General features: G+C 66.0%; 17 protein-coding genes and 1 tRNA gene. 12 read left to right on the top strand and 6 right to left on the bottom strand.

What is annotated here, in order from left to right:
• The first annotated feature begins 79 nt into the window (after window positions 1–79).
• Window positions 80–763 (top strand): helix-turn-helix domain-containing protein, encoded by a 684-nt coding sequence (locus tag DV709_RS09860; protein WP_117594285.1) that lies wholly within the window; start codon window positions 80–82, stop codon window positions 761–763.
• Between the two features lie 45 nt (window positions 764–808).
• Window positions 809–1,162 (top strand): HalOD1 output domain-containing protein, encoded by a 354-nt coding sequence (locus DV709_RS09855; protein ID WP_157972705.1) that lies wholly within the window; start codon window positions 809–811, stop codon window positions 1,160–1,162.
• A gap of 423 nt (window positions 1,163–1,585) precedes the next feature.
• Here the strand turns inward: DV709_RS09855 and DV709_RS09850 are convergent.
• Window positions 1,586–1,659: transfer RNA gene (locus tag DV709_RS09850), tRNA-Lys, on the bottom strand.
• 115 nt (window positions 1,660–1,774) lie between these two features.
• On the opposite strand from DV709_RS09850, the gene DV709_RS09845 reads away from it, so the two are divergent.
• Window positions 1,775–3,019 (top strand): M20/M25/M40 family metallo-hydrolase, encoded by a 1,245-nt coding sequence (locus tag DV709_RS09845; protein ID WP_117594284.1) that lies wholly within the window; start codon window positions 1,775–1,777, stop codon window positions 3,017–3,019.
• Between the two features lie 20 nt (window positions 3,020–3,039).
• Here the strand turns inward: DV709_RS09845 and DV709_RS09840 are convergent, their stop codons facing one another.
• Window positions 3,040–3,726, bottom strand: coding sequence for a DUF7119 family protein (locus DV709_RS09840; protein ID WP_117594283.1), 687 nt, complete (start codon window positions 3,724–3,726; stop codon window positions 3,040–3,042).
• 216 nt (window positions 3,727–3,942) lie between these two features.
• On the bottom strand, window positions 3,943–4,149 hold the full coding sequence (locus DV709_RS09835) for a hypothetical protein (RefSeq protein ID WP_117594282.1): 207 nt from the start codon (window positions 4,147–4,149) through the stop codon (window positions 3,943–3,945).
• Between the two features lie 303 nt (window positions 4,150–4,452).
• On the opposite strand from DV709_RS09835, the gene DV709_RS09830 reads away from it, so the two are divergent.
• The 4 genes from DV709_RS09830 (at window position 4,453) to DV709_RS09815 (ending at window position 8,421) form a co-directional block, all read left to right on the top strand.
• Window positions 4,453–4,770, top strand: coding sequence for a hypothetical protein (locus DV709_RS09830; RefSeq protein ID WP_117594281.1), 318 nt, complete (start codon window positions 4,453–4,455; stop codon window positions 4,768–4,770).
• Window positions 4,771–4,858: 88 nt separating this feature from the next.
• Window positions 4,859–6,625, top strand: a complete 1,767-nt coding sequence (locus tag DV709_RS09825) for a nitrite/sulfite reductase (protein WP_117594280.1) — start codon at window positions 4,859–4,861, stop codon at window positions 6,623–6,625.
• Between the two features lie 535 nt (window positions 6,626–7,160).
• Window positions 7,161–7,991, top strand: coding sequence for a class I SAM-dependent methyltransferase (locus tag DV709_RS09820; protein WP_117594279.1), 831 nt, complete (start codon window positions 7,161–7,163; stop codon window positions 7,989–7,991).
• Window positions 7,992–8,115: 124 nt separating this feature from the next.
• Window positions 8,116–8,421, top strand: a complete 306-nt coding sequence (locus DV709_RS09815) for a DUF6360 family protein (RefSeq protein ID WP_117594278.1) — start codon at window positions 8,116–8,118, stop codon at window positions 8,419–8,421.
• A 4-nt stretch (window positions 8,422–8,425) separates the two neighbouring features.
• On the opposite strand, the gene DV709_RS09810 is transcribed toward DV709_RS09815, so the two are convergent.
• Window positions 8,426–8,842, bottom strand: a complete 417-nt coding sequence (locus DV709_RS09810; protein WP_117594277.1) for a hypothetical protein — start codon at window positions 8,840–8,842, stop codon at window positions 8,426–8,428.
• Between the two features lie 130 nt (window positions 8,843–8,972).
• Here DV709_RS09810 and ilvC point away from each other — a divergent pair, with 130 nt between their 5' ends.
• From ilvC to DV709_RS09790, 4 genes are all read left to right on the top strand, one after another.
• Window positions 8,973–10,046 carry a ketol-acid reductoisomerase gene (gene ilvC, locus DV709_RS09805; RefSeq protein WP_117594276.1) on the top strand — a complete coding sequence of 358 codons (1,074 nt, stop codon included), beginning with the start codon at window positions 8,973–8,975 and terminating at the stop codon, window positions 10,044–10,046.
• A gap of 60 nt (window positions 10,047–10,106) precedes the next feature.
• Entirely contained in the window at window positions 10,107–11,063 is a 957-nt protein-coding gene (locus DV709_RS09800; protein ID WP_117594275.1) for an oxidoreductase, read from the top strand.
• 201 nt (window positions 11,064–11,264) lie between these two features.
• Window positions 11,265–11,561, top strand: coding sequence for a CPCC family cysteine-rich protein (locus DV709_RS09795; protein WP_117594274.1), 297 nt, complete (start codon window positions 11,265–11,267; stop codon window positions 11,559–11,561).
• Between the two features lie 160 nt (window positions 11,562–11,721).
• The gene (locus DV709_RS09790) at window positions 11,722–12,351 is read left to right on the top strand and encodes a VOC family protein (protein ID WP_117594273.1); all 630 of its coding nucleotides are present in this window, start codon (window positions 11,722–11,724) and stop codon (window positions 12,349–12,351) included.
• A gap of 39 nt (window positions 12,352–12,390) precedes the next feature.
• Here the strand turns inward: DV709_RS09790 and DV709_RS09785 are convergent, their stop codons facing one another.
• Window positions 12,391–13,632 (bottom strand): MBL fold metallo-hydrolase, encoded by a 1,242-nt coding sequence (locus tag DV709_RS09785; RefSeq protein ID WP_117594272.1) that lies wholly within the window; start codon window positions 13,630–13,632, stop codon window positions 12,391–12,393.
• 267 nt (window positions 13,633–13,899) lie between these two features.
• Here DV709_RS09785 and DV709_RS09780 point away from each other — a divergent pair, with 267 nt between their 5' ends.
• Window positions 13,900–14,106, top strand: coding sequence for a hypothetical protein (locus tag DV709_RS09780; RefSeq protein ID WP_157972704.1), 207 nt, complete (start codon window positions 13,900–13,902; stop codon window positions 14,104–14,106).
• 55 nt (window positions 14,107–14,161) lie between these two features.
• On the opposite strand, the gene DV709_RS09775 is transcribed toward DV709_RS09780, so the two are convergent.
• The gene (locus DV709_RS09775) at window positions 14,162–14,437 is read right to left on the bottom strand and encodes a hypothetical protein (RefSeq protein ID WP_117594270.1); all 276 of its coding nucleotides are present in this window, start codon (window positions 14,435–14,437) and stop codon (window positions 14,162–14,164) included.
• Window positions 14,438–14,479: the final 42 nt, after the last annotated feature.

Here is a 14,479-nt window from a genome sequence, read left to right as displayed (position 1 = left end):
TATCGGGAGCCAACCGTTCGCACGGCAAACGTTGTCGGAGAGTCATCCTTTTTACCTCGAGACGACTGGATGCGCCTAGATGAGTCTCATCGGGGAGTTCGTTCTGGACACGCCGATTCTCCAGCAGGCACTCTCCTCCGAACCCGGCGTCGTCGCCGACGTCGAGTTGATACAGACGGACGAGGCGGGCGTGATTCAGCTGTTCGTCTGGGTGACGGGAATCTCCGCGGAGGAGTTCGCCGCCGCCGTCGACGACGACCCGACGGTGACCAACCTCACCCCGCTCGTCGACGTCGACGACAAACGCCTCTACCACCTCGAATACACCGAGTACGGGCACAGTTTCTCGGCGTACCCGGCAGTGGTCGAACTGGGCGCGATGAATATCAACATGACGTGGGAGGACGGCGTCTGGCAGATTCGGATGCGGTTTCCCGACCGCGAAGCGCTCCAGGCGTACTACAAACAGGACCTCGACGTCGACGTGACCCGTCACCTGACGGCCGTGTACAGCGAGAGCGGCGAGTTGCCCGGCGAGTCGTTCGGTCTGACGGGACCCCAACGCGAGATTCTCGTACGGGCGCTCGACCGAGGATACTTCGAGGTGCCGCGGCGCACGACGCTGAGCGAACTCGCGGAGGAGATGGGGATCTCCGCACAGGCGGCCTCGGTTCGCCTCCGACGCGCCCACAAAACGTTCGTCCAGAACGGACTCGCCGGCGTCGACTGGAGTGACCGGGAGTTAGAGTATATAAATGATTGAACAGTCAACCGAGGATGCTACACAGTCTCTCATTACATATGGAGTATGGTCGGAGAGGTCGAATCGATGGAACACTCGAGCACCGAGGACAGCGTCGACGCGGACGGGCGCGCGAACGACGCACCTGGAACATCAGAGGCATGGTATCGCCCGGGTGAGTCCCTCGACTTGAGTGTCACTATCCTCGGCGCTGTCGCCGACGCGGCGGGTGTAGACCCGCTGCACAACGAGTTCTCCCCGCTCTACGACAGCGTCGACGTCGACGCGCTCGAGACTGCACTCTTCGGCCCTGATTCGCGACGGCCGCGAGACATCCGCGGCGAACTCGCCTTCGATTACGAAGGGTTCGAGGTCGCCGTGAGAGCGGACGGGCGAGTCAGCGTCAGTGCACGAGATTGAGCGGAGCGACCGGAGGCACCCCCAATCTGTCTCCGTTCATCACAACACTGACAGACGCGACGACCGCATCAGACATGGCTGGCTGACCCACGTCACTGGGTAGAGTTCGACTTCGGGAGACGTTGAGATTGCTCACGGTGCGTGACAGAGCACGTACCGTCCGTTCTCCCACCACCTTCTGCGTCACATCAGAGCACGAGCAACGGACGTCGGCGGGGAGCGAACGGAGTCGGCGGACCGACGGGAGTCGCTTCGCTCCTCGTGGGCGACTCGCACCGCTACGCGATGCTCGTCGGGTGGTTCGTCGCAGAAGCGGGCTGGGAGGGAGTTGAACCACGGTCGTTTCGCTCGCTGGCGCTCGCTTCACTCCCTGATTCAACACCTCCTGTAGCGTTTTCACTGCTCACTCGGTTCGCAGGAAAACGGGCTGGGAGGGAGTTGAACCCCCGACCGTCTGGTTAAAAGCCAGACGCTCTGCCTAACTGAGCTACCAGCCCTCGAACTGAGTTACGCGAGAGCGCTGAAAAGTGTTTACATCGGCGGCCGCCCGACAACGCGGCGAAACCCTCGGGCGTCCGAACGCTTAGGCGGGGGGGCGTCGTCGGTGTGGACATGAATCTCCGGACCTTCACCGAGGAGTTTCTCCGTTTCGACACGACCGACTGTCGGGAAGCGGCGGCGCAGTCGTGGTTCCGCGAGCGACTCGACGAGTTCGGCTTCGAGACCGTCGAGTGGCACGCGGACGCCGACCGTCTCGCCGAGCATCCGTCGTTTCCGGACGACCCCGACGACATCGTCGTCGCCGACAGACCGAGCGTCGCCGGCGTGCTGGAGTTCGGAAACCCCGACGCCGGACCGACGCTCGTACTGAACGGCCACAGCGACGTCGTGCCCGCCGAAGACGAACTGTGGGACAGCGACCCCTTCGAACCGACGTGGAACGGCGACGACCTCACCGCCCGCGGCGCGGTGGACATGAAGTCGGGAGTTGCCGCCTGCGTGTTCGCGGCGCTCGACGTGCGCGACGCCGTCGAAAACGAGGAACTGGAACTCGACGGTCGAATCGTCGTCGAGAGCGTCACCGGCGAGGAAGACGGGGGTATCGGAGCCGCCGCGGCGGCGCTCGACAACCCCTACCCGTTCGACCGCGACGCCGCCATCGTCGCCGAGCCGACCGACCTGACCGTCGTCACGGCGACGGAGGGGACCGTGATGAAGCGTCTCCACCTCACCGGGCGGTCGGCGCACGCGGCGACGCGGTGGGTCGGCGAGTCGGTCCTGCCGCACTTCGAGCGGATTCGTCACGCCTTCGAGGAACTCGAAGCCGAACGCGGCGAGCGCGTCCACCACCCGCTGTACGAGGAGTTCCCCGTCCCGTGGCCCATCTGCATCGGCCGCGTCGAGGCCGGGTCGTGGTCCTCGACGGTTCCGGCGTCGCTGACGGCGGAGATTCGCATCGGCGTCGCTCCCGGCGAGACGGTGGACGAGGTCGAGGAGGAGTACGAGGCGCGCCTCGCGGAGGTCGTCGCGGAGAGCGAGTGGCTCACCGAACACCCACCCGAGTTCGAGCGGTTCACCATCCAGTTCGAGTCCGCCGAAATCGACGCCGACGAACCGGTCGTCGCGGCGTTACAGGCCGCGATGGGCGACGCGGGGTTAGCCGATACAGAAGCCCGCGGCGCGACCTACGGCGCGGATTCGCGTCACTACGTCGAGGCCGGTATCCCGACCGTCGTGTTCGGACCGGGGACGATAGAACAGGCGCACTTCCCGAACGAGACGATCCACTGGCCGGACGTGGAGACGGCGCGGGCAACGATTGCGACGGCGGCGCGGCGGTACCTCGCGGAGAACTGACGGGGCTACAACTGCGGGGGCTACTCGTCTCCGTCGCGGAGGTACGCGACGAGCGCGTCGCTCAGCACGTCGTCGGGCGACCGGTCCGACAGCGACGCGCGACGGCGGAGTTCGACGTACGCCTCCGGCGGCAGCGAGACGGAGATGTGTCCCAGTTCGATTCCGCGCTCGCGGAGGGCGGACTCGACGCTCTCGCCGTCGTTGACGGCGCTGGCGAGGCGACGGACCTCGCGGACGGTGAGGTCGCCGTCGAGCGTCGCCCACGCGAGCGCGAACCGCGCCTCGCCGGAGACGCGAGCGATGTGCTTCGCCGCGGTGGGCGCGATGTGGCCGAGGGCGACGTGACGACGAACCGACCGCGGGAGGTCGTGGACCCGCGCCCACTTGCGGATGAACGCGACAGAGACGTCGCCGCCGGCCTCCTCGGCCGCCGCTTTGTACGACCCGACGCCGCGGACGAGCGCCGCACACGCCGCGGCACCGCGGAGCATGTAGACGTTGTCCGCGCTGCCGACCGTCGAGTCGGCGAACTGACGCACCGTCTCGGCGGCGTGGGCGACGCTCTCGGGGTCGTCGGGGTCGAAGCCGACCGCTTCGCGCGCCCGCTCACCCGTCACCGCGGGGTCCGAGCGGACGACCGGTTCGCCGACGGGCGAGGTGCGGTCGGCCTCCGAGGGCGGCACGTTCGGCGTCGGGTCGTCTCTCATCTACGGTCCGTTGGGCGGGGTCGGTCAAAAGCGTCCCGTGCTCTGGCCTGCGGGGTGCGATACCGACAGGTCGGGATATCGACTACGGGCGGCTGTCGGCGGAGCCCTGGGATTCGACGGTGCAGAGAACGACGGAGCACTGGGGGTCGGCGGCGCAGAGAACGACGGGGCGCTGGGAGTCGGCAGCTCATTGTGGGAATTTGAGGAGGATTCGAGTCAGTCGTCGGCGTTCTCGGCCGGGCGGGCGTCCGCCTGCGCTCGGCGTTCCGAGAGGTGTTCCCAGATTTCGGTACAGCCGGCGCCGTCTTCGAGACCCGAGAAGTGGTCGTCGTCGGTCGGGCAGTCGGCATCGGCCGAGCGGTCGGTATCGGCCGGGCGGTCGGCGTCGGGCGTCCTCTTCTCGGAGTGCGCCGGGTCACTCATCCGCCGCATCGACCTCCTCGTACAGTTCGGGGGCGACGTCGGCGGACGCGTGTTCTCGATGGGTCGCGTCGTCGTGGAGATTCGTCACAGTACCCATTGAGAGCGTCGACCGAATAAGGGCGTCTTCGGTAGTAAACCGTGCCAGCACTCCCCGATACGGGAACCGGTTGCCGCTATTTCTGACGGCCGAAACGGGACTGGCCCGCCGCAGTCCCGCGATTGTTCGCGCACCGTCCGTCGTGGGGATGTCGGAAGCTTGCATCGACCGACGTAGACAGGTATCCGAAGGCCGAACGACGGATAGTGACCGTCTCGCTTCGCATCCAGGACGACGGCGCGTGGCTCTCCGTCGACGACCAACGACGCGTCGGCGTCGGAGAGCTCTGGCGCCTCTACGACCCCGGTTTCTGCGACTGCGACCTCGCCGACGCGGTGGTCGAGAACCTCGTCGAACCCGGAATCGACGGCCGCACGGTCGAACTCCGAGCGGTCTGTCAGTGCATCGTCTGCGGCGAAAAGACGACGACCGACTGGTTGCCGGTCGGCCGCGTCGTCGACGGCGAGTGGCGAACTGTCGACCGTGACGGCCTGTTGCCGTCGAACGCGAGTCGACGACCGTGAGTAGGCAACATTATCCGCTTTCAGCGAGCACCGGGGATGGTTGACGGGGCAACGAGTGGTTTAGGCGTGTGGGCGATAGGGAACTCCAATGCCGACCGACGTGGAGCGATGGAAGTCCGAGGTGTACGGTAACGAGATACGGGAGCATCTGTTCGAGTTCGCCGAGCAGGGGTGGGAGTCGATTCCCAAAGACGAACGCGACGCCTGGTTCGAGCGCTTCAAGTGGTGGGGGCTGTACCACCAGCGAAACGGCCAGGAGAGCTACTTCATGATGCGCATCGGGACGCCCAACGGCGTGCTCGAACCGGGACAGGTCCGCGCCGTCGGCGAGATCGCCGACGAGTTCGCCCGCGGCCCCGGCGTCAACCCCGAGTTCGGCGCGGCGTACGCCGACTTCACCACCCGGCAGTCCATCCAGCTCCACTGGATTCGCATCGAGGACGTCCCGGCTATCTTTGAGAAACTCGACGAACACGGGCTCTCCACGCAGCAGGCCTGCGGCGACTCCTGGCGGAACATCGTCGGTTGTCCCGTCGCCGGCAAGGACAAACACGAGCACGTCGACGCGCTCCCCGTCGCGCTGAACCTCCACGACACCTACAAAGGAAACGACGAACACACGAACCTCCCGCGGAAGTGGAAGGTGTCGGTCACCGGGTGCCGCGAAGGCTGCGGGCAAGGCGACATCAACGACCTCGCGTTCGAGCCGGCGACGAAGAGCGGACGGAAGGGGTTCAACGTCCGCGTCGGCGGCGGCCTCGCCCGCAACGAACCGCGACTGGCCCGCGGCCTCGACGTGTTCGTCACGCCCGAGCGGGCCAGTGAGGTCGGCGGCGCTATCTCGGCGCTGTTCCGCGACCACGGCGACCGAGAGAACCGCTACAACGCCCGCGTCAAGTTCCTGATGGACGAGTGGGGCCCCGAGAAGTTCCGTCGCGTCCTCCAGGAGGAGTACGTCGACTGGGAGCTACCCACTGCGGGCGAGGACCTCCGCGAGGAGTACTCGTACAACTCCGGCTACGCGACGGGCGGTCACTCCGACCACGTCGGCGTCCACGAGCAGAACGACGGCAACTACTACGTCGGACTGGACGTGCTCGTCGGCCGGATGGGCGCGGCCGACGTGCTCGAACTCGCCGACCTCGCCGAGGAGTACGGCTCCGGCGAAGTTCGCCTGACGCAGCGCCAGAACGCCATCGTCACCGACGTGCCCGAGGAGAAACTCGACGACCTGCTCGCCGAGCAGTTGCTGGAGAACTACTCGCCGGACCCGCACCCGTTCATGCGCGGCTCCATCGCCTGCACCGGGACGGAGTTCTGCTCGCTCTCCATCGTCGAGACGAAGAACCGGCAAGTGCGCTACGCGCGCTGGCTGAAGGAGAACGTCGACCTCCCCGAGGGCGTCGAGGACTTCCACATCCACCTCTCGGGCTGCACCGCCTCCTGCGCGCAACCCCAAATCGCGGACGTGAGCCTCCGCGGGATGAAGACGCGCAAGAACGGCGAGGCCGTCGAGGCGCTCGACATCGGCCTCGGCGGCGGTCTCGGCGAGAATCCGCAGTTCGCCGACTGGGTCGGCCAGCGCGTCCCCGCCGACGAGGTTCCCGGCGCGATAAGGAACCTGCTCGCCAACTTCGAGGAGCAGCGTGAGGGCGAGGAGACGTTCCGCGAGTTCGTCGAACGCCTCGACGAGGAGGAACTCGCCGAACTCGTCGAACCCGAGGAGACCGACTACGAGGACCCGATGATGCACAACACGAAGCTCACGTGGTACCCGTACGCCGACGAGGACGAGATGGACGACAGCCCCGCGCCCGCGGAGGCCGACGGGACGCCGATTACGTCGGACGACTAACTACGACCTTTTCCGCTGCGCGGACGGCTTCGCCGTCCGCTCGGCAAAAGCTGTCTTCGCGGTGAAACCGCGAAAGCTTAGCAGACGCTTCGCGTCTGCTCTCGGACCAAAAGCACCGTCAGAGCGGAGCTCTGACGAGCCCTCGTTCACTTCGTTCACGAGGACACTCGTCGCTCACTTCGGCGCGCAAAGCGCGCCGCCGTTCGCTTCTCGGCCCGCTCGCTCGTTTCGCTCGCTCGCGGTAGAGATACTCGTTGGCGGTTCTGTCAGAATCCTCAGCCCTTGATAGGAACCACGTGCTGTAGACAGGGGGTCGATTCGCGGAGAGGGGATTCCGAGGAAACTCCCCCTCCCTTGTATGACGTTGCATTTATATAATTACCATTAGTGGCAAATGGCTTGCTCTCTCGTCGCGTCTCTAGGAGTGGTCTTACGATGACAGTGCACGTGAACTCGGCAGACGGTAGTACAGGTAGAGGCGTTCAAGGGCGATTTCACAGTCCCGTCTGCCGGTCTGACAAAGTGAGGGATACCCATGACCGCTAAGGATACCCGAGAGACAGAGGCCGCCTGGGACGAGATTGCAGCCGGCTTCGACGAGTACGCCACTCCTTTTACCATCTCTTTCGCGGAGACCGTGCTTCAGCGAGTTGACCTTCGTCCAGGAATGCGATTTCTGGACGTAGCCGCCGGCAGCGGAGCGCTCAGTATCCCAGTGGCACGCCTCGGCGCAGAGGTAGTGGCAACGGACATCTCCCCCGCGATGGTGGAACTGCTCGTGGCGCGTGCGCAGAACGAGGGTCTGTCCAACGTCACGGCCCACGTTATGGACGGCCACGCCCTCGAGCTCGAGGACGATACCTTCGACGTCTCCGCATCGCAGAACGGTGTTTCACTGTTTCCGAACATGCAGCGCGGGCTGCGCGAGATGGTGCGTGTCACAAAGCCAGATGGTCGGGTGTTGATTCTAGCGTTTGGTCCGCCCACCGAGGCGGAGTTTCTCACCTTCTTCGTGGGGGCTCTGCAAGCGGCCGTTCCCGACTTCGATGGGCTCCCGATGGATCCCCCACCCCTACCATTCCAGGTGGCAGATCCCGAGAGTCTGCGTGAGCAGTTGGCCGACGCCAGACTGAACGACATCCGCATCGACACCGACGTGTGGGACACGGAGTTCCGGTCCGCCACGCATCTCTGGAACATGGTGATTAACAGTAATCCCATCGCCGCCTCGTTGGTCGCCGACCTCTCGCAAGAGCAGATATCCGAGGTTCAAAAAAATCTGGACACCAAACTCCGTGAACGCTCCAAGGGGAGCGGCCCCGCAGTTTTGACCACCCGGATGAATATCGGCATTGGGACGAAGTGAAAACGCCCTTATTGGCTAATTTTCGTCGTTACCTTCGGAGAACAGTCACCCGACGAGTCGGACGTTCGTCGCTTCTCCGACGACGACCCGTCACGCCCATTGTCGACCAAATACAAAGGCGAGTATGCCAGACCGACTGCTCCGCATCAACGCCTACACGACGTTCGACATGCTCGACGGCGAGGCGAAGGGCCACGACTTCGAGGAGGAGGCGTTCGCCGTCCTCAACGTCACCGCGCCGAGAAAGAACCCCGACGCCGTCACGCTCGAACTCGAACTCGACAACACTCAGTTAGAGCACCTTCCAGCGCACGCCGACCGGGTGACGCTCACCGCCGACGAGGCGCGAACGCTCGCCGGAGAGTTGGAGAAGTACGCCGGACGCGTCGAGGCGGCGAGCGACGGTGAAGACGGCGAAAGCGACGACTGAGTTCTCACTCCGACTTCCACGCGTCGCTCTCGGCGCGCTCGCGCCACTCCGTCTGTTGCCGTCGCTCGGTCACGTGGTCGAGACCGTCGACGAGTTCGTCGCGGACGGTCGCCTCGTAGTCGGTTATCTCCTGCAGGAAGCTCCGACGGAAGTCGCCGACGATCTCGTACGACCAGCGGTCGTCGAGCGCCCCCGACGGGAGGTGTCGGTCCCGGAGTTCGTCCGCCAGTTCCTCGTGGCCCGCGGCTCGGAGCTGTTGTTCGGCGTCGGCCATGCGGTCCATCGCGTGGCCGAGGTGGTGGTGGAAGTCGAGCAGCGCCCCGTACCCTCGGTAGACGTACTCGATACCGACCTGAAACTCGTGGAGCGCCTGTCGCTCCGCCTCGGAGATGTCCTCGTCGATGTCGCCTGCGTGTGGCATAGGATGGGTAGGACGAAACGAGGCAAAGTCCTTGGGCCGTACTGGTCCGCCGGCGGCGTCGCGAGGTGTCGGAAGGTGTCGGGGAGCGTCGGCACGAAGCTATTTCAGAGACTCGTACGCAGAGAGAGGCATGGCCGACTCCACCGTCTACGACGAATCGGACGCCGACCTCGACGCGCTCTCCGGACGCACCGTCGCCATCATCGGCTACGGGAACCAGGGACGGGCGCAGGCGAAGAACCTCCGCGACGCGGGCGTCGAGGACATCGTCGTCGGCAACCGCAGGGACGCCTCGTGGGACGAGGCCCAGGAGGACGGCTTCCCCGTCTACGAGACGAGCGAGGCCGTCTCCGTCGCGAGCGTCGTCTTCCTGCTCGTCCCCGACGAGGTCGCCCCCGCGGTCTACGAGGAGCACATCGAGCCGAATCTGGAATCCGGCGACGTGCTCAACTTCGCCTCCGGCTACAACGTCACCTACGAGTACATCTCGCCGCCCGACGACGTGGACGTGGTGATGGTCGCGCCGCGGATGGTCGGCGCGATGGTCCGCGAACTGTACGTCGACGGCCGCGGCGCTCCCGCGTTCCTCGCGGTCGAACAGGACGCCTCGGGAGAGGCGCTCGACGTGGCGCTCGCCGTCGCCCACGGCATCGGCGCGACGCGCTCGGGCGTCATCGAGGGCGACTTCGAGACGGAGACGAAACTCGACCTGCTGACCGAACAGGGGCTCATCCCGGTCATCGCCAACGCGCTCATCGCCAAGTGGGAGGTCGAACGCGAGGCGGGCGCGCCGCCCGAGGCCATCCTGATGGAGCAGTACCTCTCCCAGGAACTGAGCCACATCTTCCGGAAGGCGGCGACGATGGGACTCGTCGAGCAGATGCCGCTGCACTCGATGACGAGCCAGTACGGTCAGTTGGCGGGAATCGACGAGTTCGACCGCGAACCGCTCCGGGAGTTCATGCGCGAGAAGATGGACGGCATCGACGACGGCTCGTTCGCGACGGAGTGGACGCTCCAGCAGCAGGCGGGCTACCCGAAACTGAAGCGCCTCTACAAGAAGTACCGCGACCACGAGATGATCGAGGCCGAGCAGACGACCATCGACGAGTTCGGCCTCGACGAACTCGACGACGCCGGCGACGCCGACGCGAACAACGCCGACGCGAGCGACGCCGACGAACTCGACGAGTCCGCCAACTAAACCGACCGAGGACGCGACTGCGCTACAACGTTCTTTGCGCTCGAAACCGTACGTGGAGTCATGACGAGAGACGACTGGACGGCAGCCGACGTGCCGCGACTCGACGGACAGACGGTGGTCGTCACCGGCGCGAACAGCGGCCTGGGATACCACGCGACGCGCGCGTTCGCCCACCGCGGCGCGCACGTCGTCATGGCGTGTCGGGATATGAAACGGGGCGAGGAGGCCCGAGGCGAACTCGCCGCGAGCCGACCCAGCGGCGCGCTCGAACTCCAGAAACTCGACCTGGCCGACCTCGACTCGGTACGGACGTTCGCCGAGACGTTCGCGGACGTCCACGACCGACTCGACGTGCTCTGCAACAACGCGGGCGTGATGGCGATTCCGCGCGGCGAGACCGAAGACGGCTTCGAGACCCAGTTCGGCGTCAACCACCTCGGTCACTTCGCGCTCACGGGGCTGTTGCTCGACCAGATGACCGGCGAGGACGTGCGCGTCGTCACTCAGAGCAGCGGCGTCCACGAGAGCGGCGAGATCGGTTTCGACGACCTGCAGAGCGAGGAGTCGTACGACGAGTGGGACGCGTACGCCCAGAGCAAACTGGCGAACCTGCTGTTCGCCTACGAACTCCAGCGGCGACTGGACGACGAGGGGATAGAGAACGTCCGAAGCGTCGGCTGTCACCCCGGCTACGCGGCGACGAACCTCCAGTACCGCGGACCGGAAGCGAAGGGGTCCAGAGTCAGAAAGACGGCGATGCGCGTCGCCAACGCCATCTTCGCACAGTCCGCCGAGTGGGGGGCGCTGCCGATGCTGTACGCCGCCACCGAGGACGTTCCCGGCGGAAGTTACGTCGGCCCCGGCGGGCTGATGAACATGCGCGGCCACCCCGAAGTACAGGAGTCGAGCGAGCGCTCCTACGACGAGGTGGCCGCCGGACGACTCTGGAGCGTCTCCGAGGAACTGACCGGCGTCGAGTACGACTTCGAGGCGCTGGCCGACGCGTCGAGCGAGTGAACGGACGGGCCGGGCCACGCGGTCGAAATCGCTCGCCGACAACGCAGTGCAGATCACCCACCGTCGACACCACGAGCCGACTCCACGAGGATACAACGTACGTCGAATTGTCACTCTCCACCGCGACGCACCGTCGTGAAATAGTGATTATCTCACCGAAAGTCTGCAAAGATTGATATACTCGGGCGTGGACTAATCGGTATGGCTCGACGGCACTCTCGACTGCGAGGGTTCTGTCCCTGCTGCGGGTTTCGGACGCTGAGCCGAGGCGAACGCGGGTCGTACGACGCCTGTGATATCTGCGCGTGGACCGACGATCCCGAGCAGTTCGAGTCGGTGACCGTGACTCGCGGCGAGAACCCCGACGCACTCGTCGACGCGTGGCAGAACGTGAGACGGTTCGGCTGGGCGGGACACGGGCAGCGCCCCGAGGACTTACGAGACCCGACGGTGCGCGACCAGCGCGACCCCGAGTGGCCGTATCGGGAAGTACAGTGACGGCGCGGTGGCGCTCCGACGAAGCGCCCCGTCCGGCGGTATCGGCCGCGTCTACCTCTCACCGTCCGACACGCCGAAACCGACCGCTACTGACACGCGGGTAACCGGGTGACGCTCGCGTCAGCGAGTGTATTTCCGTTATCAGCGACTAGAGAGGAGCATGAGCGACGACCAGTCGACGACAGAGCTCGAAGTCACCGCCGACTTACCGGACGCGCCGTTTCACACCGCCGGCGTCGACCACATCACCTTCGTCGGCAGCAACGTCGATGACACAGTCGCGTTCTATCGCGACGTGCTCGGCATGCCGCTGGTGCTGAAACAGCCGAACCTCGACGCGCCGCACGTCACCCACCTGTTCTTCGACACGGGCGACGGCCGGATGCTGACGTTCTTCGTCGAGGAGGGGCGGCAGTCGAACCGCGGCCCGCAGCGCACGCCGCTGGGCGGCGTCCACCACGTCGCCTTCCAGTTCGAACCGGAGCGCATCGAGGAGATCAAGCAGGCTCTCGAGGAGCGCGGCCACCGCTACAACGAGTTCGACCGCGGCATCTTCCACTCGCTGTACACCACCGACCACAACGGGTTCGTCATCGAGCTCTCCACCGACAAGTTCGAGATTCCCGACGAACACCGCGGCGAGGTGCTCGCGCTGGCGCAGAAAAAGCGTGTCGAGGAGGGCGCGGAGTACGCCGAAGGGAAGCACCTGAAGGAAGCGCTCGAAGCGCTCGGCCTGCCCGCCGAAGAAGTGAATCTTCCCGACGCCGGCTCCGGAGCGGGCGGGCTGTAACTCGGAGTTCACCGACTCGCTTTCGGTCGTTTTCGCGAGTCAGACGCGGACCGTCTCGCCGAGCTCCGGCGCTGTCGCCTCGAACCCGTCGTCGCGGAGTTCGGCCGCGAACGCCTCGCAGCGGTCGCCGTGGTTGACCAGCACTCTCGCCCCCCCGTACTCGTCCAGAAGCGAGCGGAGGCCGTCGGCGTCGGCGTGCGCGGAGAAGTCGTACGCCTCGGCCTGCGCGGCGACCGGAACGACGCCGCCGTTCAGTTCGCAGCGGCCGCGGTCGAGCAGTTCGCGGCCGGGCGTCCCCTCGACCTGGTACCCCGTCATCGCGATCTTGTTCACCGGGTCGGTCCGAATCTCGGGGATGTACGTCATCGCGGGGCCGCCCGAGAGCATCCCCGAGGTGGTGATGACGACCGTGTTCTTGCGGGCGATACGCCTGCGCTGGCCGTCTCTCCCGGTGACGAAGCGCGCGTTCGACGTCGCCCGTTTGAGCGCGTCGGCGTCGCGGACGAACTCGGGGTAGCTGCGGAGCATCCGGGTGACGCCCTGACCCATCCCGTCGACGTAGCAGTCGATGTCGTGGGCCGCGCAGACGAGCATCAACTCCTGCGTGCGCCCGATGGCGAACGCCGGCACGACGACGGTGCCGCCCTCCCAGAGCGTCGTCCGCACCGACTCGACGAAGCGCCGTTCGACCTCGGCACGGGGCTCGTGGTCGACGTCCGAGTACGTGCTCTCGCAGACGACGACGTCGGCTTCGGGCCGTGCAGTCGTGCCCGACACCAAGCGTTGTCCGCGAGCCGAGTCGGTGTGGAAGTCGCCCGTGTACAACAACCGCGTCTCGCCGTCGTCCACGAGGACGTGCGCGCTGCCGGGGATGTGACCCGCGTTGTAGAGGGTTACCTCGTACCCGGCGGCCTCGAACGTCTCGCGGTAGCCGTGGGTCTCGGCGACCTCGGTGACGCGCTTGAGGTCGTTCTCGGTGAACGGACAGCTGTACGTTCCGCCGTGCAGTTTGAGCGTGTCACGCGCGAGCGTCATCGCCAGTTCGTACGTCGGCGGCGTCCAGTGGATGGGCGGGCGCGCGTCGCCCGACAGGAGCGTGGGAATCGCGCCGACGTGGTCGAGGTGGCCGTGGGAGACGACGACGGCCTCGGGGTCGACCGACCCGACGGGAAACTGCGGGGGGTTCCCCGTCAGCATCCCGTAGTCGAGGAGGAGACGGTCGTCGACGAGGATGGCGCTGCGACCAACCTCGCGCGTGCCGCCGAGAAACTGGAGTTTCACTGGGGCCACTAGCCGAGAGGACGGTTTGGGTCCGTCGATTCCGGTCGGGAGCGACCTGACCTCCGCGGGAGGGTGAACGGCGGGTGAACCGAACTGCGGCCGCTGTGCGACGGCGGGCCGCAACAACGGTCGCCGTTCGGACAGTTTCGGCGGGCAGTCAACAGAAGGTTTACAACGTTAAAATCGCAGTTACCGCCGTGTATCGCGTCTCACCAGACAGAAAAATGATGGAAAAACGAGTTGCAGCGCCGGCCGGGGGTGTCGTACGTGAGTGACCGAAAGTCGGCGGACGGCGCGTCGTCTGCCGTCACCGGTCTCTGCCCCGTCGACGACTGCGGGGAGTCGTTCGTCGGCGTCTCCGTCGACACGCTCCGAAGACACGTCATCGACGCCCACGGCTATCTGGCGCTGATAGAAGCCCCCGGACTGACGCTCGTCCCCGAGCAGCCGCGTTCGCGGGGACGGCGCGACTGAGTCCGCCGACGGCGGGAGTGAGCAAACGCGAAGCGTTTGCGAACGTCGCCGAGCGCTACTCCTTCGGAATCCGTCGCACCTGAAACGGTTCGTAGCCGCCGTAGGCGGCTTCGAGCGCCCCCATCCACCAGTTCCACCGACTCGCGATGCCCTCGTCGGGCGCGTCCGAGAGATTGTCGACGATCTCGTCGACGGTGAGCGGAACGCCCCTGTCGGTCTCGGCCTTCTCGGTGTCGGCGAGGTCACCGGCCTGCCTGACGACCACGCGTCGCTCGGCCTCGGCACCGGTGAACTCGCGGCGAAGCGCCGCGTCGAGTTCGTCGAGGTTCACGTTCTCTCGTTCGCGCGCGAGCCACAAAACGCTGTGCGGGCC

Source organism: Haloprofundus halophilus, from assembly GCF_003439925.1.
Lineage (GTDB): Archaea > Halobacteriota > Halobacteria > Halobacteriales > Haloferacaceae > Haloprofundus > Haloprofundus halophilus.
The sequence above is the reverse complement of the archived record's forward strand: the minus strand, read 5'-3'. Positions and strand labels throughout refer to the sequence as shown.